The sequence below is a fragment of the Kitasatospora sp. SUK 42 genome, assembly GCF_015776785.2.
Classification (GTDB): Bacteria; Actinomycetota; Actinomycetes; order Streptomycetales; family Streptomycetaceae; genus Kitasatospora.
Genome location: NZ_LFMD02000003.1, coordinates 957,157 through 975,346 on the forward strand (window position 1 = coordinate 957,157; position 18,190 = coordinate 975,346).

The window sequence follows — 18,190 nt, forward strand, 5'->3', positions numbered from 1 at the left end:
ACGCAATCCGTTCCGTCAGCTCCCCGCCAGCACCCCGCACACCTGCCAGGCCGGCCGCGCGTGGTTGCCCGGGTCGATCGCGGTCGGCGGCGCCACCGCGGCGCCCTGGGCGGCGGCCAGCACCGGCTGCAGGTAGCCCGCCATCGAGCTGGTGCAGGGCTCCGGCCCGGCCTGCACCACCGAGTCCACCAGCCGCAGCTGCGCCGAGGCGAGGTCCACCCGGTCGAACTGGAAGGTCAGCTCGCGCCGCACGGTCTCCAGGGTGACCGGCGAGCCGGCCGGGGCGCCGGCCGGCTTCAACGCGTAGACGAAGGTGTGGTCGGTGGTGATCTGCAGCGTGCCGCTGTCCGCCTCGTCGACCCGCATCGCGCCGACCACCTTCACGGTGTCCGTCGCCAGCGCGACCTGCGCCGGGTCGAAGCGGACCACCCAGCCGGTCAGCGCGTGGTGCCGGTCGTCGACCGGCTGGGCGGCGCTCGCGTCGAACTGGGCCTGCTCACCGGGCGTGACGAAGGCCCGCACCTCCGCGGTGACGCCCCGGACCAGTGCCGCCGGGGACAGCGAGGAGGCGGTCAGGTAGCGCTGCGTGGTGTCCAGCGCCTTGGTCACCTCGGCCCGGGTGAAGTGCTCGGTGGCGGCCCCGTCCGGGGTGTTCAGCCCGGCCGAACCGTCCCCGTACCCGAGCGGCAGCGCGGCGAACGGATCCGCCGGGTCGGCGACCGGGTGGACGGCCGAGGCCGGGCTCAACGCGACCAGGCTCACGGTCAGTTGACTCCCCTCGGGCCGCGCCGAGACGCCTCCCCTCGGCGAGGTGACCCCGAAGTACACCGCGGCCCCGAAGGCCAGCAGGATGAGCAGCAGCAGGGCCGCCGCCTGGCGCGGGATGGTGCCCAGCAGCCCGAGCCCCATCCGCGGCCTGGTGGCCCTGCCGAACGGGCCCGCGAGCCGCTCCCGGGCGGACAGCTCCTGGATCCGGGCAGCCCGCACGAACGACTCGTCGAACACGACGGACCGGAACTCGTCCTCATTGCCGGAACCGCCCTCGGGCGTACCCTCAGGAGGCTCGCGCGGGTCACCCATGAGACCAGGGTAGGCGCCCGCCCGCCCCGCCACGAGGGCCCCGGCGCAGATTGCCGGGAGCACTCCGTGACCGCCCGCCCCGGGCGTACGCCCCGGCGTCCGGCAGGGATCCGGGAGACAGGCCCTACCCCGCGGGCGCGGTGACCACCGGCGACGGCTCGGCCGGCGCGGGCCTCGATTCCGTGCCCGGGCTGCTGCTGCCGGACTCCGGGCGCCGGGGCGCGCCCGAGGGGCCGCCCACGCCCTGGTAGATCGCCGCGACCGCGACCGCCACCAGGCTCACTCCCATGATCACGGCGAGCACCCAGGCCACCGGCCGGTGCCAGCGCTGCTGGGCGACGTACCGCCCCCGGGCGCGCACCGGACCGTAGCGCCGCCCGAGGCGCCGGCCCTGGCGGCCGGCCGCCCGGCCCGGGCCCGACCAGGGGTCGGGGTAGAGGTGGTCCTCGTCGAGTCCGCTCGGGTACGGGCGCAGCTCCAGCGGCAGCCCGTCACCGGCCTGGACGTCATAGCCCCACCCCGGCCCCGCGGTGTCCGGCTCGAACCGTGCCTCGGCGGCGGCGAGCTGCCGCTCCTTGGCCGTCGGCTCGTGCACGGCCGCGGACCGGACGAAGGCCTCATCGAAGACCACGGTGGCGAACTCGTCGTCCGCACCACCGTGGTCGGCGCCGTCGGGGTACGGCAAGCCCCCCACATCCTCAGCCACGGATTCAGCGTATTACCGGGCGGGCGATTTGTCTGTGGCTCCCGGCAGTTGGTCCGTCACACGTGTGACGGACCACCCCACGCGCTCCGCTCAGCGGGCCCCCGCGTCCCCGCCGACGGTCTGCGCCGCCTCGCCGCGGACGTGCCCGTCACCGGTGACGATGTACTTGGTGCTGGTCAGCTCCGGCAGACCCATCGGGCCGCGGGCGTGCAGCTTCTGCGTGGAGATGCCGATCTCCGCGCCGAAGCCGAACTCACCGCCGTCGGTGAACCGGGTGGAGGCGTTGACGGCCACCGTGGTCGAGTCGACCAGTCGGGTGAAGCGGCGGGCCGCGGCCTGCGAGGTGGTGACGATCGCCTCGGTGTGGCCCGAGGACCAGCGGCGGATGTGCTCGACGGCGGCGTCCAGCGAGGGCACCACGGCCGCGGCCAGGTCCAGCGAGAGGTACTCGGCGCCCCAGTCCTCGTCAGTGGCCGGCACCACGGTCGCCGCACCGCCCTCGGCGGCCTTGAGCACCGCCTCGTCGCCGTGCACCGTCACCCCGGCCTCGGCCAGGGCGGCCAGCGCGAGCGGCAGGAAGGCCTCCGCGACGTCCTGGTGGACCAGCAGCGTCTCGGCCGCGTTGCAGACGCTGACCCGCTGCGCCTTGGAGTTCAGCAGGATGCCGACGGCCATCGCCAGGTCGGTCTGCGCGTCCACGTACACGTGGCAGTTGCCGGTGCCGGTCTCGATCACCGGCACGGTCGAACCCTCGACGACCGTACGGATCAGCGAGGCCCCGCCGCGCGGGATCAGCACGTCGACGAAGCCCCGGGCGCGCATCAGCTCCTGGACGGAGTCCCGGCTCTCCCCCGGCACCAGCTGGATCGCGTCGGCGGGCAGCCCGGCCGCGGCGACGGCGTCGCGCAGCACGGCGACCAGCGCGGTGTTGGAGCGGTAGGCGGAGGCGGAGCCGCGCAGCAGCACCGCGTTGCCGGACTTGAGGCAGAGCGCGGCGGCGTCCACCGTGACGTTCGGCCGGGCCTCGTAGATGATGCCGACCACGCCGAGCGGCACCCGCACCTGGCGCACGTCCAGGCCGTTCGGCAGGGTGTAGCCGCGCACCACCTCGCCGACCGGGTCGGGCAGGCCCGCCACGTCGCGCACGTCGGAGGCGATCGCGGCGATCCGCTCCTCGGTCAGGGTCAACCGGTCGATCACCGACTCGGCCGTCCCCGCCTCGCGGGCCCGGGCCACGTCCTCGGCGTTGGCCGCGACGACCTCGGCGGCGCGGGCGACCAGCGCGTCCGCGACCGCCAGCAGCGCGGCGTCCTTGGCCTTGCGCGGCAGCGGGGCCAGCGCGGCGGCGGCCTCCCTCGCTCGGCGCGCTACGGCGATGACGGGGCTGTCGGCGGTGGCGAGATCGCTGGTCATGCCGCCAAGGGTAGCGACTGCGACCTCGCCACCGGGCCGCCATTTCGCCCGGTGAGACGGGCCGGCGCGGGCGCGCGCCGCTCAGTACGGGTGCACGCCGCCCAGGTGCGGCGGCGGATCGCCGAAGCCCTCCGCCACCCGCTTGTGGTACGTCGCCCGGTCGACCACCTCCAGGCCGACGATCTCCCACGGCGGCAGGTTGGCGGTCACCTTGTGCTCGCCCCACAGCCGCAGCGCGATCGCCGCAGCGTCGTGCAGGTCCCGGGCCTGCTCCCAGTAGCGGATCTCGGCGTGGTCGGCCGCGTAGCGGGCGGTGAGGAAGAACGAGTGGTCGTGCGCCAGCTGCTCCAGCGAGGCGCGCAGCGAGGACAGCGGGGTGACCTGCCCGGCCACGCTCAGCACCACGTGCCACAGCCGCGCCTGCTCCGGCACGCTGGGCGGCTCCGCCGCGTCCGCGCGCTGCGGCCGCAGCCTGCGCACCGCGCCGGGCCTCTGCGGCGGACCGGCCGGCTCGGCGGGGCCGTCCCCGCGTCCGCCGTCGATGCTGGTCAGCCGCCGGCCCGCCGTCCCTCCGGTCAGCGCTGCCTCGCGCCTGCGTTCCACCGGCGGCCTCCTGTTCGGCGATGTCGTGTCGTCCCCACCGGCCCCGTCGGCCTCGGCCGACCGGTACGGCTGCGCCCCTCCTCGCCCGCGGCCGGACCGCTCCCTGTTCGGAGCGGCCCGCCGGCCGCACTCCGCCGAACGGCCGGTGCCGACCGATCGGCCGGTCAGCCGCGCAGAACGACCAGGTCGTCGCGGTGGACGACCTCACGCTCGTACGCGGCACCGAGCTCCTGGGCCAGGTCTCGGGTGGACCGGCCGAGCAGGCGGGGCAACTCCCTCGCATCAAAGTTGACCAGTCCGCGGGCCACGATGTGGCCGTTTTCGGCAAGAAGGTCCACCGGATCACCCGCGGCGAACTCCCCGTCGACCCTGACGACCCCGGCCGGCAGCAGCGAGGCCCCGCCGGAGACCACCGCCTCGACCGCACCCGCGTCCAGGTGCAGGGCGCCGCGCGGGCTGCTCGCGTGGGCCAGCCAGAGCAGCCGGTCGGAGGTGCGGGCTCCGGTTCGCAGGAAGAGCGTGCCGGTGTTGCGCCCGGCCAGCGCGTCGGCGGCCTGGCTGGCCGCGGTGAGCACCACCGGGATGCCCGCGCCGGTGGCGATCCGGGCCGCCTCGACCTTGGTGACCATGCCGCCGGTGCCGACCCCGGCCTTGCCCGCGCTGCCGATCTCGATGCCGTCGAGGTCGTGCGAGCCGCGCACCTCGGCGATCCGGCTGGCGCCCGGCTTGGACGGGTCGCCGTCGTACAGGCCGTCCACGTCGGAGAGCAGCACCAGCAGGTCGGCCCGGACGAGGTGGGCGACGAGGGCGGCCAGCCGGTCGTTGTCCCCGAACTTGATTTCGGCGGTGGCGACGGTGTCGTTCTCGTTGACGATCGGCATCGCGCCCATCGCCAGCAGCTGGTCCAGGGTGCGGTAGGCGTTGCGGTAGTGGGTGCGCCGGCTGGCGTCCTCGGCGGTGAGCAGCACCTGGCCGACCCGGACGCCGTACCGGGCGAAGGACGCGGTGTACCGGGCGACCAGCAGCCCCTGGCCGACGCTGGCGGCGGCCTGCTGGCGGGCCAGGTCCTTGGGGCGCCGGTCCAGGCCGAGCGGGGCGAGCCCGGCGGCGATGGCGCCGGAGGAGACCAGGACGACCTCGGGCGCGTCCGGGCGGCGGCGCACCTTGGCGAGCGCGTCGACCAGGGCGTCGACCCGGTCGGCGTCCAGGCCGCCGGCCGCCGTGGTGAGTGAGGAGGAGCCGACCTTGACCACGATCCGCCGTGCGGTCAGCACCTCCTCCCGAAGAGAGTCCTCGCTCATCTCGCTGTTCGCCCTTCCGGTGTGGTGCGGGTACGACGGGGCCGGGCCCGGCCGTCACCCCCGAAATCTACGCGATCCGCGCGGCTCTCCCCCGGGGTGTTTCACCGGCTGGACCCGCCCCGGCGGCGGCCCCGCCGCAGGTCCGAACGCCGATCCGGACGGCTGGTACGGCCCCTGACGGAGAGCCGGGGCGAAGCGACGCCCCGTCACCCCGGGCAGGCCGACGGCCCCGCCGCCCGGGAAGCGGGTGGCGGGGCCGTCGGCGGGCTACCGGCTCACTGGTCCTCGTCGTCGTCGCCCTCGATGGCGGCCTGGCGGCCGCTGGAGAGCGCCTCGAAGGCGAGGAACTCGGCCTCGGCCGCGTCCCGGCCCTTCTGCTTCTCGCGACGGCGGTCGACCGCCGGGCGCGGGTTCTCGAAGCGGTGGTCCTCACCGCGGCGGCCGAGCATCTCGGCGCCGGCGGCCATGGTCGGCTCCCAGTCGAAGACGACGGCGTTCTCCTCGGGGCCGATGACGACGGTGTCGCCCTCGTGCGCCCCGATCTTCCACAGCTGGTCCTCGACACCGAGGCGGGCCAGCCGGTCGGCGAGGTAGCCGACGGCCTCGTCGTTGTTGAAGTCGGTCTGGCGGACCCAGCGCTCCGGCTTGACGCCGCGGATGTGGTACGCGCCGTCCTCCTCGGTGATGGTGAAGCCGGCGTCGTCCACGGCCTTGGGCCGCAGCACGATCCGGGTGGACTCCTCGACCGGCTTGGCGGCGCGCGCCTCGGCGACGATCCCCGCCATCGCGAAGCTCAGCTCGCGCAGGCCCTTGCGGGAGGCGGCGGAGACCTCGAACACCCGGTAGCCGCGCTCCTCCAGCGAGGCCCGGGTGAGGTCGGCGATGTCCTGGCCGTCCGGCACGTCCACCTTGTTGAGCGCGACCAGGCGCGGCCGGTCGTCCAGGCCGCCGTACTCGGCGAGCTCGGCCTCGATGGTCTCCAGGTCGGTCAGCGGGTCGCGGCCGGGCTCCAGGGTGGCGCAGTCCAGCACGTGTACCAGCACCGAGCAGCGCTCGACGTGCCGCAGGAACTCCAGGCCCAGGCCCCGGCCCTGGCTGGCGCCCGGAATCAGGCCCGGCACGTCGGCGATGGTGTAGACGGTCTCGCCCGCGGTGACCACGCCGAGGTTGGGGATCAGGGTGGTGAACGGGTAGTCCGCGATCTTCGGCTTGGCGGCGGAGAGCACCGAGATCAGCGAGGACTTGCCGGCGCTCGGGTAGCCGACCAGGGCCACGTCGGCGACGGACTTGAGCTCCATCACGATGTCGCGGGCCTCGCCGGGCTCGCCGAGCAGCGCGAAGCCCGGGGCCTTGCGGCGGGCCGAGGCGAGCGCGGCGTTGCCGAGGCCGCCGCGGCCGCCCTGGGCGGCGATGAAGGTCGTGCCGTGACCGACCAGGTCGGCCAGCACGTTGCCCTGGCGGTCCAGCACCACGGTGCCGTCCGGCACCAGCAGGATGAGGTCCTCGCCGTCCGCGCCGGTGCGGTTGCCGCCCGCGCCGGGCTTGCCGTTGGTGGCCTTGCGCTTGGGCGAGTGGTGGTACTCAAGCAGGGTGGTGACCTGCGAGTCCACGGTGAGGACGACGCTGCCGCCCTCGCCGCCGTTGCCGCCGTCCGGCCCGCCGAGCGGCTTGAACTTCTCCCGGTGCACGGAGGCGCAGCCGTGGCCTCCGTTACCCGCGGCGACGTGAAGTTCGACGCGGTCCACGAAGGTGGTCATGGGGTGTGCCTCCAGTGCGCGAAGTCTGCTTGCTGTCTGCGTAAAGCGCGAAGGGTGGACCGGATAATTCCGGCCCACCCTTCACTGTGAGTCTTCTCAGACCCGGGAGTCCGCGGGGACTCAGGCCTCGACGGCCACGATGTTGACGACCTTGCGGCCGCGACGGTTGCCGAACTGCACCGCACCGGCGGTCAGCGCGAACAGGGTGTCGTCGCCACCACGGCCGACACCGGCACCCGGGTGGAAGTGGGTGCCACGCTGGCGGACGAGGATCTCGCCGGCCGAGACGACCTGGCCGCCGAAGCGCTTCACGCCGAGGCGCTGGGCGTTCGAGTCACGGCCGTTACGGGTAGAGCTTGCGCCCTTCTTGTGTGCCATATCTCGCTAACCCCTTACTTGCTGACCGAGTCGATGCTGGTGATGCGCACCGCGGTGTGCTGCTGGCGGTGGCCCTGACGGCGGCGGTAGCCGGTCTTGTTCTTGTAACGCAGGATGACGATCTTGTCACCCTTGGTCTGGTCGACCACCTCGGCGTGAGCCTTCACGCCGGCCAGGACCCACGGGTCCGAGGTGACGGCCTCGCCGTCGACGACCAGGATGGTCGAGAGCTCGACCGAGTCACCCGGCTTGGCCTCGATACGGTCGATCTCCAGCACGTCGCCCACGGCGACCTTGTGCTGGCGGCCGCCTGCGCGAACGATCGCGTACATGCGGTACCTGCTTTCCTTGCTCGGTCGGAACCCCCGACGCCAGCCACCTGGGTACGGACACAGGAGCCTCTCCCCGGCCCTCCGCGCGAACGCGGCGACCTCGGGAAGGTGATGTGCTCGGGAGCAATGGCGTAGACACGCCGATGGTCAAGAATACGGACCGGCAGCCCAAGGGGCAAACCGGCCCGTACGGCCCGGGGCGGGAGAGCTCCCGCCCCGGGCGTGGGCACTACTCGGCCGCCGTATCACCTTCGGCGGCCGCCGCCTTCTTGGCCGCCGCGCTGGTCCGCTTGGTCGCGGTCTTGCGGGCGGTGGTCTTCTTGGCCGCCGTGGCCGTCTTCTTGGCCACGGTCTTCTTGGCGGCGGTCTTCTTCGCGGCGGTCTTGCGGGCGGCCCGCTTCTTCGGCGCCGGGGCCTCCTCGGCCGGCGCCTCGGCGGGGGCCTCGGTGGCGGCTTCGGCGGCGGCCTCCACGGCGACCTCCGCAGCAGCCTCCGCGGCCGGGGTCTCGACGACCACGGCCTCCGCGACGACGACCGGCTCGGCCTCGGCCGCCGGGGCGGCGGCCTCCAGGGCCGCCTCCAGCGCCGCGTCGGCCTTCGCCTGCAGCACCACGATCTCGGCACCGGACGGCGAACCGGCCGGGGCCGTCGCCTTGCGCACCGCACGGCGGCGGGGGCGGCCGGCCGGAGCGGCGGCGGGGACCTCGGCCACCGGCTGCTCCTCGACCACCGGGGCCTCGGCGGCCGGAGCCTCGACGCCCGGGACCTCCAGGGCCAGCTGGCCCTCGATCTCCTCGCGCACCGGCTCGGCGGCCTCCACCACGGCCTCGACGAGCACCGGCTCGGCGGCCTCGACCACCGGCACGGCCTCGACGGCCTGCGGCTCCTCGTGGCCCGCCCCGCCCTTGCCCCGGCGACGGCGCTTGCCGCCGCCCGCGGGCGCCTCGGCCGCGGCCGGGGCGTGGACGTGGATGCTCGGCTGCTCCATGTGCACGATCACACCGCGGCCGTTGCAGTGGACGCAGGGCTCGGAGAAGGACTCCAGCAGGCCCTGGCCGACGCGCTTGCGGGTCATCTGGACCAGGCCCAGCGAGGTGACCTCGGCCACCTGGTGCTTGGTCCGGTCCCGGCCCAGGCACTCCAGCAGGCGGCGCAGCACCAGGTCGCGGTTGGACTCCAGGACCATGTCGATGAAGTCGATCACGATGATGCCGCCGAGGTCGCGCAGCCGCAGCTGGCGCACGATCTCCTCGGCCGCCTCGATGTTGTTCCGGGTGACCGTCTCCTCCAGGTTGCCGCCCTGGCCGACGAACTTCCCGGTGTTGACGTCGATGACGACCATCGCCTCGGTGCGGTCGATCACCAGCGAACCGCCGCTGGGCAGCCAGACCTTGCGGTCCAGCGCCTTCATCAGCTGCTCGTCGATCCGGTAGGTGGCGAACACGTCCACCTCGGAGGTCCACCGCTGGAGCCGCTCGGCGAGGTCCGGGGCCACGTTGGAGACGTACTCGTGGATGGTCTTCCACGCCTCGTCGCCGGAGACGATGACCTTGCTGAAGTCCTCGTTGAAGATGTCGCGGACGACCCGGACGGTCATGTCCGGCTCGCCGTACAGCAGCGCCGGGGCGTTGCCGGTCGCGGCCTTCTTCTGGATGTCCTCCCACTGCTGCTGCAGGCGCTGGACGTCGCGGGTCAGCTCCTCCTCGGAGGCGCCCTCGGCGGCGGTGCGCACGATGACGCCCGCGTCGTCCGGGACGATCTTCTTGAGGATCTGCTTCAGGCGCGCGCGCTCGTTCTCCGGCAGCTTGCGCGAGATGCCGGTCATCGAGCCCTCGGGCACGTAGACCAGGTAGCGGCCGGGCAGCGAGATCTGGCTGGTCAGGCGGGCGCCCTTGTGGCCGATCGGGTCCTTGGAGACCTGCACCAGGACGGACTGGCCGGACTTGAGCACCGACTCGATCCGGCGCGGGCCGCCGTGGCCGCCCAGCGCGCCGAAGTTGACCTCGCCGGCGTACAGCACCGCGTTGCGGCCCTTGCCGATGTCGACGAAGGCGGCCTCCATGGACGGCAGGACGTTCTGGACCTTGCCCAGGTAGACGTTGCCGACGTACGAGGTGGCCTGCTCCTTGTTGACGTAGTGCTCGACCAGCACGCCGTCCTCAAGGACGCCGATCTGGGTCCGCTGGCCGTTCTGGCGCACCACCATGACGCGCTCGACCGACTCGCGGCGGGCCAGGAACTCGGCCTCGGTGATGATCGGCACCCGGCGGCGGCCCAGCTCACGGCCCTCGCGGCGGCGCTGCTTCTTCGCCTCCAGACGGGTCGAGCCCTTGATGGACTGCACCTCGTCCGGGTCGAACGACGGCTCGGTGGAGCGGCGGCGCGGCTCGCGCACCTTCACCACCGTGCGGACGCCGTCCTCGGTGGTCTCGGCGGTCTCGACGGCGCCGGCCTCACCGCTGCGGCGGCGACGGCGGCGACGGCGGCGCGACGAGGACAGGCCCGCGGCCAGCTCGTCGTCCTCCTCGTCCTCCTCCGCCTCGGCGGCCGCGACCGGCTCCTCGGCGACGGGCTGCTCGGTCTCGGCGGCCTCGACCTCCTCGGCCTCGCCACGGCGACGGCGGCGGCCGCCCCGGCGGCGACGGCGCGACGGACGGCCGTCCTCCTCCCACTCGCCCTCGGTCTCCGGACCGGCGGCGGGGGCCTCGACGACCGGCGCCTCGGCAACGGGCGCCTCCACGACGGGCGCCTTGACCGGAGCCTCGACGACCCGCTTGGCGCGGGCCGGCTCGACCCGGGTGCGGACCCGGCGGCGGCGGCCGACACCGCTGTACTCGAACTCGTCCTCCTCCTCGCGGGCGGCGGCAGCGGCGGCAGCCGGAGCCTCGACCGGCGCCGGGGCGGCGGCGGGCTGCTGCGGCGCCTGCGGCGCGACGAAGGGCGCGGGCTCCTGGAAGACCGGGGCCTGGAAGACCGCGGTGGCCGGGCGGACCGCGCGGCGGCGCACCCGGTGGTGCGGCTCGGCCTCGGCGGCCGGGGCGGGCTGGGCGACCGGCTCGGCGGCGACGGGCGCGGCCGGGGCGGCCTCCTCCTCGGCGGGCTCCTCCTCGACGGCGGGCTCCTCGGCCACCGGCTCCTCGACCGGGGCCTCGACCACCGGCGCGGCCTCGACCACGCGACGGCGGCGGGGGCGGCGGGCCGGAGCGGCGGGGGCCTCCTCGGCCACCGGCTCGGCGGCGACGGGGGCGGCGGGCGCGGGGGCCTCGGCGGCGGGCTCCTCGACGACCGGAGCCTCGGCGCGCTTGCGGGTCCGGCGGGCCCGAACGGGCTTCTCCGCCTTCTCTTCCTTCTTCTCGGCCTTCTCAGCCGGTGCCTCGACCGCGGCCTCGGCGGCGCCCGGAGCGGTGACCACGATCGCGGTCGCCTCCGGCGCACCGGCCGGAGCCTCGGCGCGCTTGCGGGTCCGGCGGGCGCGGACCGGCTTCTCGGCCGGGGCCGACTCGGCCGCCGGCTCCCGGCGACGACGGCGCGGCGGCGCGGCGGACGCGCCCTCGCCACCGGTCGCGGCGGTTTCGTTCTGTTCCGTTGCCGCAGACTGCTGCGGATCGGTGTTATCGAGCATGCGGGTGGATCTCCCGTCAGGCCCCCGGGCTCCACATCCGGGCACGGCTCGGCACCAGTGGGTGGCCGGCATCGCGACGATGCTCGGGCCGGACCCTTTCACGGTGCCGCCGCGCGGACGCGAAGCCGCACAGGGGCTCGTAGTCTCGCTCGGCGCCCCGCACTCAGCGGGGTGTCGAAAGTCTTCTGGTCTGACCAGTCTTCTGAGGTTTTCCCAAGCTGCGCCGTCCCCCAACCCCGGGTGGCTCCCGGACGGGGTCCCGGGCCCACCGACCGTCCTGGTCGGCGGGCCCCGAGTGGCCGGCCTGTGCTGCGACGACGCTCGCTCCCCTGGGGAGCCGCGGAAACCCTGGAGGACCGTCGGGTCCAGTGAGGCACTGGACCCGGCCTCCGCCCCCTAGGCGGACGCGGTAGCGCGCGGCCCGGCAGCCGTTTCTCAGCCGGCCGGGGCCGCGGCGCGGTCGAGCGCCAGCGGGTCGGTCACCGTGCCCGACTCCTCGTCGAGCGGCCCCTGCGCCAGCCTGGTCACCTCTGCGGGGACCGGCGGCGCCAGGTCGGCCGTCGCACGGAGACCGGACAATACGTCGTCGGGTCGTACGGCGGGTGTGGCGTGTCGTACTACCAGGCGCAGTATCGCACAGGCACGGCCGGTCCGAACATCGCGGTCGGTTCCGACCGCCGTGTCCGTCACGCCGTCGACCTGCGATTCGACGGCTTCGAGCGCCGCCACCGCACCGCGCGCGTCGAAGACCCGCACGCCGTTCTTGGTCCGGCGCTCGACCTCGACCTTCTCCTCGGCGAGGAACCGCGCGACCGCCAAAGCGGCCTCAACCGGCTCCACGCCGTCCAGCCGGACCAGCCACTCGGAGGCCTCCAGGCGCTCCACGAAGTTGGGCGTCCGGACCTCGACCGCGTCGATCACGTCAAGGCCCGCCGGCAGCGACTCGTCCAGCTGCGCCCGCAGCTGCTCGGGGTCGCGTACGGCGGCCAGACCGATCTCCAGGTACTCCGCCTCGCTCGCCACCCCGGTCGGGGCCGCGTTGGCGTAGGACACCTTCGGGTGCGGGGTGAAGCCGGCCGAGTAGGCCATCGGAACGGCGGACCGGCGCAGGGCGCGCTCGAAGGCGCGCTGGAAGTCGCGGTGGCTGGTGAAGCGGAGCCGGCCGCGCTTGGTGTAGCGGAGACGAATCCGCTGCACCGTCGGCGCGGGCGGCGGACCGTCGGGCGTACGGCGTGCCAGGGTCGCTCAGTCCTTTAGTCAATTGTCCCCGTCCGGCGTGGCACATTCCCGCCACTGTCCGGACTCTGTCACCTCAAAGGGTACGCGCCCCGCCACCCCACTCGCTCCGCCCCTGGTCAGAGCGGCCCCTCAACCGCCGCACCAGCCGCGGACCCGGTCTCCACACGTGGGTTCCCCCGCGCCGGACTGATCCGGCGCGGGGGAACCCACGAGGAGCACGGGGACTACTTGTTGACCACCGTCAGCGGCAGCATCTTCTTGCCGGTGGGGCCGATCTGGATGTGGGTGTCCATCTGCGGGCACACGCCGCAGTCGAAGCACGGGGTCCAGCGGCAGTCGTCGACCTCGACCTCTTCGAGGGCGTCCTGCCAGTCCTCCCACAGCCAGTCCTTGTCGAGGCCGCTGTCCAGGTGGTCCCAGGGCAGCACCTCCTCGTAGGAGCGCTCGCGGGTGGTGTACCAGTCGACGTCGACGCCGGTGCCGGCCAGGCCCTTCTCGGCGCAGGCCATCCAGCGGTCGTACGAGAAGTACTCGCGCCAGCCGTCGAAGCGGCCGCCGTCCTCGTAGACGGCGCGGATGATCGCGCCGACCCGGCGGTCGCCGCGGGAGAGCAGGCCCTCGACGATGCCGGGCTTGCCGTCGTGGTAGCGGTAGCCGATGTTCTTGCCGTACTTGCGGTCGCCGCGGATCGAGTCGCGCAGCTTGGCCAGGCGGGCGTCGGTGGCCTCGGCGGACAGCTGCGGGGCCCACTGGAACGGGGTGTGCGGCTTGGGCACGAACCCGCCGATGGAGACGGTGCAGCGGATGTCGTTCTGGCCGGTGACCTCGCGGCCCTTCTGGATGACGTTCTTGGCCATCTCGCCGATCTGGAGCACGTCCTCGTCGGTCTCGGTGGGCAGGCCGCACATGAAGTACAGCTTCACCTGGCGCCAGCCGTTGCCGTAGGCGGTGGCGACGGTGCGGATGAGGTCCTCCTCAGACACCATCTTGTTGATCACCTTGCGCATGCGCTCGCTGCCGCCCTCGGGGGCGAAGGTGAGGCCCGAGCGGCGCCCGTTGCGGGAGAGCTCGTTGGCGAGGTCGATGTTGAAGGCGTCGACGCGGGTGGACGGCAGCGACAGGCCGATCTTGTCCTCGGTGTAGCGGTCGGCCAGCCCCTTGGCGATGTCGCCGATCTCGGTGTGGTCGGCGCTGGACAGCGACAGCAGGCCGACCTCCTCGAAGCCGGTCGCCTTCAGCCCGCGCTCGACCATCTCGCCGATGCCGGTGATGCTTCGCTCCCGCACGGGGCGCGTGATCATGCCGGCCTGGCAGAAGCGGCAGCCGCGGGTGCAGCCGCGGAAGATCTCCACGGACATCCGCTCGTGCACCGTCTCCGCGAGCGGGACCAGCGGCTGCTTCGGGTACGGCCACTCGTCCAGGTCCATCACGGTGTGCTTGGACACCCGCCACGGCACGCCCGGGGCGTTCGGCACGACACGGCCGATCCGGCCGTCGGCCAGGTACTCCACGTCGTAGAACCGCGGCACGTACACCCCGCCGGTGCGCGCCAGGCGCAGCAGCAGTTCGTCGCGTCCGCCGGGGCGGCCCTCGGCCTTCCAGGCGCGGATGATCTCGGTGATGTCCAGGACGGCCTGCTCGCCGTCGCCGATCACCGCGCAGTCCAGGAAGTCCGCGATCGGCTCCGGGTTGAAGGCCGCGTGGCCGCCGGCCAGGACGATCGGGTCCTCGTCGGTGCGGTCCTTGGCCTCCAGCGGGATGCCGGCCAGGTCGAGCGCGGTCAGCATGTTGGTGTAGCCGAGCTCGGTGGAGAAGGACAGGCCGAAGACGTCGAAGGCCTTCACCGGCCGGTGGGCGTCCACCGTGAACTGGGGGACGTCGTGCTCGCGCATCAGCGCCTCAAGGTCCGGCCAGACGCTGTAGGTGCGCTCGGCGAGCACGCCCTCGCGCTCGTTGAGCACCTCGTAGAGGATCATGACGCCCTGGTTGGGCAGGCCGACCTCGTAGGCGTCGGGGTACATCAGCGCCCAGCGGACGTCGCAGGCGTCCCAGTCCTTGACGGTCGAGTTGAGCTCGCCGCCGACGTACTGGATCGGCTTCTGGACGTGCGGGAGGAGGGCCTCCAGGCGTGGGAAGACCGATTCGACAGTCATGTACTAGGAACCCTTACGACGTGATTCGGTGCCGCGAGTCGGCACGGGAGGGGTGACCCTCAAGGGTAGCCCAATCCGGGGATCCGCCCGTCGGCCGCGGTCCCGGCTCCCGACCGGCCCCCGACCGCCCCCCGAACAACCCCCGACCGACCCTCGGCCGACCCCCGAACGACCCTCGGCCGACCCCCGAGCGACCCATGGCGACCCCCCGTACGCCCCCGCGCGATCCGGGCCGCCCGTGCCCGCCCGTGCCCGCCCCGGCACGCGCAGTGCGCGCCCGCCGCCCGGCGCCGTCCGCCGTTGACACGCCCGGACGGCCCGTGCGGTACTGACAGGGCCCTGCCCAAGGCCCTGTACCCCTTCCGGAGAGGGGAGTTGGGTCGTACGCTCGGCCAACGCCGACTCCCCCGGCGGCCCGTCCCCCGTTCCTCCGCGACCCCTCCCCCGGGCCCGCGGAGCCCGTCCCCGGCCCGCAGGCCGCGTCCGGCGGCGCGCGCACGCCCGCGCCCCGGCGGCCGTACGACCGGTCGCAAGGAGAACCATGACCGACACCGGTCGGCGGGTCCGGCCCCTGCGGACCCTCGACGCCCGGCCGGCCCGCTACCCCTCGCAGGCGCAGGCCGAGTCCGCGGCCAGGCGGCTCGCCCTGCGCCACCCGGACCGCTGCCGACTGCGCGAGGTGGGCCGCTCCCGGGCCGGCCGCCCGCTGCTGCTGCTCTCCGTCGACCGCGGCCCGCGCGCCGCGCTGGTGGTCGGCGGCCCGCACCCCAACGAGCCGATCGGCACGGCCTCCGCCGTCCGCCTGGCCGAGGTGCTGCTGGAGCGCCCCGCCCGCCCCGGCCTGTCCTGGCACCTGCTGCTCTGCCTGGATCCGGACGGCGCCGCGCTCAACGCCGGCTGGCTGGACGGCCCGCTCACCATGCGCCGCCACTACGAGCACTTCTTCCGCCCCGCCTTCGAGGAGCAGCCCGAGCTGCTGCCCGCCCCCGGCTCCGGCCGCCCGCCGATGCCGGAGAGCGTGGCGCTGACCGGCCTGATCGACGAGCTGCGCCCGTTCCTCCAGTGCTCGCTGCACGGGGTGGACTTCGGCGGCGCCTTCGTGCAGCTGACCGACCCGGTACGCGGCCTGGCCGAGCGCTTCGCCCGTTCCGCGGACCGGGCCGGTCTGCCGCTGGACGTGGACTCCTACGACGCGGTCGGCTGGACCAGCCCCGCGCCGGGCACCTACCTGATGCCGACGCCCGGCAGCGCGGACACCTCCCGGGCGCTGCCGGACGAACCCGAGCTGTCCACCTGGTCGTACGCCGCCCGGTACGGCGCGGTCACGGCCGTCCTGGAGGTTCCGATGTGGGCGGTGGACGCGGTCGGCGACGGCCGTCCGCACCCGGCCGGGCCGCAGGCCGTGCGGGACGCCGCGCACGGGCTCACCGAGCGCGCCGAGGAGCTGTCCGCGCTGCTCGCCCGCGTCCCGGCGCAGGCCCGGAAGGAGCACGGGCCGCTGGTGCGCACCGCCGAGTTCAATCTGGCGGTGGCGCCGCGGGTGGCCGACGAGTGGCTGGAGCTCTGGTGCCCCCGGCCGTTGAGCGCCTCCCGGGCGACCACCGCCGGGCTGGTGGCCGCCCGGCTGCCGCTGCGGGTCGCCTCGATCCTGCTGCGGCTGCTCGCCGATGCCCGCGGTCCGGCCGCGGAGGCCGCCCGTGAGCGCGCCCGGGCCGTGGTCACCGAGAGCCTGGACCGGCTGCGCCACCGTTTCGGCGCCCGCTGGGTGCCGGTCCAGGAGCAGTTGGCGCACCAGACCCGCGCGGTGCTCACCGCCGCCGACTGCCTGCTCCAGCCGATCTGACGCATAGTCAACCATCAAGCAGTGAGCGGAGGATGGGCCCGATCTGGCCCGCCAGCCGGTGCTCGCCCGCGGGCGTCGGGTGCAGTCCGTCCACGTACACCTCCTCGGCCTCGGCGAGCGGCAGCACCTGCCGCCCGTCGATCAGGTGCAGCCGGGTGTCGCCGAGCCCCTGGAGCACCCGGACGGCGTCGCCGGTGAGTTCGCGGATGCCCGCCAGGGTGAGTCCGGCGGCGTTGACGGTCTGCTCGCGTTCCACCGAGGGCAGCGCGGCGACCACGGCGATCTCCGCGTCGGGCTGCGCGTCCCGGATCGTCTCGACGAAGCCGCACACCGCCGGCCCCCAGCTGCGCGCGGTGAACGCGCCGCGCAGGTAGGCGTTGGTGCCGATCTCCAGGGTGACCAGTTCGGCCGGGGTGTCCCGGACGACCCGGGCGACCAGCGGGTCCAGGTAGGCCTCGCCGGCGAAGCCGAGGTTGCGCAGCCGCCAGCCGTGCCGCCGGGCGACGAGCGAGGCCCAGCTCTCGGACGGCCCGTGCGGGTACATCGCGTGGGTCAGCGAACTCCCGTACGCCACCCAGCGCGCGCCGTCCCGCCGTGCCGGTTCCAGCAGTCGGTGGCCGTGGAAGCCGACCGGCCCCAGCCAGGTGCGGGAGAGCTGCGGCAGCCACACCTCGACGTCGGCGGGCTTTCCCGGCAGCGCCACGGCGAGGCGGCCGGTTCCACCGCCCGCCGGGCGCCAGCGGTGGGCGAGGCGGCCGTCGACCAGGACGTCCAGCGGTCCGTCGCCGGGCTCCGCCGCGAGTTCCAGCAGCAGCCGGTCGGCGTCGGTGCGGACGGCGAAGCGGGCGCCGACCGGGAGTCGGGCGAGCCGGGCGAAGTTGGCGGAGAGCGTGGTGGCGACGCGCTCCTGTGGCAGGCGCAGCGGCAGCAGGAGGCCGCCCCGGGCCTCGAAGCCGCAGATCCCGTCCCAGCCGAGCCGTGGATCGTCCGGCGCCAGGTTCTCGGCCGCACCGTCCGGGCCCGTCACGCCCGCCCGATCCCGCCCCGTCAGGTCCGGCCCCATCTCCTGCCCCATGTCCCGCCCCCCAAGTTCATCTCACCCGAAACAATCTGATGTTCAATCACCTACACTGCGAACGTAGCTCGGCAAATCATCTTCCGTCAAACATTCTCTGGGGAGCGTTATGCTGCTGACCGTCCACCACCGAAGGAGCCCCGATGGCCACCGCCCCCCGGACCTCCCGCCCCAGTTCGCCCAGCCGGGCGGACGACACCGGCCAACGCCGCCGCTACTTCGCAGCCCTGACCCGGGAGCGCCCCGACGTCGCACTCTGCCGAGCCACCACCCTGGTCGCCCGCAGCATCGACGCGCAGCTCGCCGACGGCCCGTTGACGGTGGCCCAGCACCTGGTGCTGAAGATGCTGGACGCGGTCGGCAGCTGCTCCCAGCAGGAGCTGAGCGAGCAGCTGCGGATAGACCGCAGCGTGATGGTCGGCTGCGTGGACGGTCTGGAGGACGCCGGCCTGGTGCTCCGCGAGCGCCACCCGCTCGACCGCCGCGCCTACGCCGTCACCCTCACCGCCGAGGGCCGCACCGCGCTCGCCGAGGCCGAACTGGCCATGGCCCCGGTCCTGGAGCGCACCTTCGCGCCGCTCACCCCGCAGGAGCGGCAGACCCTGATCAGCCTCACCCGCAAGCTCCTCGCCCTGCCGCCGGCCGACTGACGCCCACCGGGCCCGGCTGCCCAGGGCACCCGACCCCG

Annotated in this window: 14 protein-coding genes; 2 read left to right on the plus strand and 12 right to left on the minus strand. The window is 74.2% G+C overall.

The window, feature by feature from the left end:
• Positions 1-15: 15 nt before the first annotated feature.
• The 11 genes from RZ50_RS14010 to RZ50_RS14060 all read right to left on the minus strand — a co-directional run bounded on the left by RZ50_RS14010 (position 16) and on the right by RZ50_RS14060 (position 14,584).
• Positions 16-1,080 (minus strand): hypothetical protein, encoded by a 1,065-nt coding sequence (locus tag RZ50_RS14010; RefSeq protein ID WP_196948772.1) that lies wholly within the window; start codon positions 1,078-1,080, stop codon positions 16-18.
• A 124-nt stretch (positions 1,081-1,204) separates the two neighbouring features.
• Positions 1,205-1,774, minus strand: a complete 570-nt coding sequence (locus RZ50_RS14015) for a hypothetical protein (RefSeq protein WP_308271793.1) — start codon at positions 1,772-1,774, stop codon at positions 1,205-1,207.
• Between the two features lie 102 nt (positions 1,775-1,876).
• Complete coding sequence (locus RZ50_RS14020; protein WP_196948770.1) at positions 1,877-3,199, minus strand: glutamate-5-semialdehyde dehydrogenase; 1,323 nt, start codon at positions 3,197-3,199, stop codon at positions 1,877-1,879.
• Positions 3,200-3,280: 81 nt separating this feature from the next.
• Positions 3,281-3,802, minus strand: a complete 522-nt coding sequence (locus tag RZ50_RS14025; RefSeq protein ID WP_196948769.1) for a hypothetical protein — start codon at positions 3,800-3,802, stop codon at positions 3,281-3,283.
• Between the two features lie 164 nt (positions 3,803-3,966).
• The gene (gene proB, locus RZ50_RS14030) at positions 3,967-5,103 is read right to left on the minus strand and encodes a glutamate 5-kinase (RefSeq protein WP_196948768.1); all 1,137 of its coding nucleotides are present in this window, start codon (positions 5,101-5,103) and stop codon (positions 3,967-3,969) included.
• A 275-nt stretch (positions 5,104-5,378) separates the two neighbouring features.
• A complete protein-coding gene (obgE, locus tag RZ50_RS14035; RefSeq protein ID WP_196948767.1) occupies positions 5,379-6,860 on the minus strand; it encodes a GTPase ObgE in 1,482 nt (493 codons plus the stop codon).
• Positions 6,861-6,980: 120 nt separating this feature from the next.
• Positions 6,981-7,238, minus strand: a complete 258-nt coding sequence (gene rpmA / locus RZ50_RS14040; RefSeq protein WP_030058248.1) for a 50S ribosomal protein L27 — start codon at positions 7,236-7,238, stop codon at positions 6,981-6,983.
• Between the two features lie 14 nt (positions 7,239-7,252).
• Complete coding sequence (gene rplU, locus RZ50_RS14045) at positions 7,253-7,570, minus strand: 50S ribosomal protein L21 (RefSeq protein WP_030397424.1); 318 nt, start codon at positions 7,568-7,570, stop codon at positions 7,253-7,255.
• Positions 7,571-7,799: 229 nt separating this feature from the next.
• Complete coding sequence (locus tag RZ50_RS14050) at positions 7,800-11,192, minus strand: Rne/Rng family ribonuclease (RefSeq protein WP_217680536.1); 3,393 nt, start codon at positions 11,190-11,192, stop codon at positions 7,800-7,802.
• 435 nt (positions 11,193-11,627) lie between these two features.
• Positions 11,628-12,389, minus strand: a complete 762-nt coding sequence (locus tag RZ50_RS14055) for a TIGR03936 family radical SAM-associated protein (RefSeq protein ID WP_196950238.1) — start codon at positions 12,387-12,389, stop codon at positions 11,628-11,630.
• Between the two features lie 266 nt (positions 12,390-12,655).
• On the minus strand, positions 12,656-14,584 hold the full coding sequence (locus RZ50_RS14060; protein ID WP_196950239.1) for a TIGR03960 family B12-binding radical SAM protein: 1,929 nt from the start codon (positions 14,582-14,584) through the stop codon (positions 12,656-12,658).
• 541 nt (positions 14,585-15,125) lie between these two features.
• Here RZ50_RS14060 and RZ50_RS14065 point away from each other — a divergent pair.
• Positions 15,126-16,427, plus strand: coding sequence for a M14 family zinc carboxypeptidase (locus tag RZ50_RS14065; protein ID WP_196950240.1), 1,302 nt, complete (start codon positions 15,126-15,128; stop codon positions 16,425-16,427).
• Positions 16,428-16,434: 7 nt separating this feature from the next.
• Here RZ50_RS14065 and RZ50_RS14070 read toward each other — a convergent pair whose 3' ends face one another.
• Positions 16,435-17,454 (minus strand): GDSL-type esterase/lipase family protein, encoded by a 1,020-nt coding sequence (locus tag RZ50_RS14070; protein WP_308271626.1) that lies wholly within the window; start codon positions 17,452-17,454, stop codon positions 16,435-16,437.
• Positions 17,455-17,645: 191 nt separating this feature from the next.
• Between RZ50_RS14070 and RZ50_RS14075 the strand changes: the two genes are divergently transcribed.
• On the plus strand, positions 17,646-18,152 hold the full coding sequence (locus tag RZ50_RS14075) for a MarR family winged helix-turn-helix transcriptional regulator (RefSeq protein ID WP_196950241.1): 507 nt from the start codon (positions 17,646-17,648) through the stop codon (positions 18,150-18,152).
• The last annotated feature ends 38 nt before the right edge of the window (positions 18,153-18,190 follow it).

Coding starts and splice junctions, on each gene's coding strand:
- RZ50_RS14075 (WP_196950241.1), top strand. CDS start 17,646: ATGGCCACCGCCCCCCGGACCTCCCGCCCCAGTTCGCCCAGCCGGGCG.
- RZ50_RS14050 (WP_217680536.1), bottom strand. CDS start 11,192: ATGCTCGATAACACCGATCCGCAGCAGTCTGCGGCAACGGAACAGAAC.
- RZ50_RS14060 (WP_196950239.1), bottom strand. CDS start 14,584: ATGACTGTCGAATCGGTCTTCCCACGCCTGGAGGCCCTCCTCCCGCAC.
- RZ50_RS14020 (WP_196948770.1), bottom strand. CDS start 3,199: ATGACCAGCGATCTCGCCACCGCCGACAGCCCCGTCATCGCCGTAGCG.
- proB (WP_196948768.1), bottom strand. CDS start 5,103: ATGAGCGAGGACTCTCTTCGGGAGGAGGTGCTGACCGCACGGCGGATC.
- rpmA (WP_030058248.1), bottom strand. CDS start 7,238: ATGGCACACAAGAAGGGCGCAAGCTCTACCCGTAACGGCCGTGACTCG.
- RZ50_RS14010 (WP_196948772.1), bottom strand. CDS start 1,080: ATGGGTGACCCGCGCGAGCCTCCTGAGGGTACGCCCGAGGGCGGTTCC.
- rplU (WP_030397424.1), bottom strand. CDS start 7,570: ATGTACGCGATCGTTCGCGCAGGCGGCCGCCAGCACAAGGTCGCCGTG.
- obgE (WP_196948767.1), bottom strand. CDS start 6,860: ATGACCACCTTCGTGGACCGCGTCGAACTTCACGTCGCCGCGGGTAAC.
- RZ50_RS14065 (WP_196950240.1), top strand. CDS start 15,126: ATGACCGACACCGGTCGGCGGGTCCGGCCCCTGCGGACCCTCGACGCC.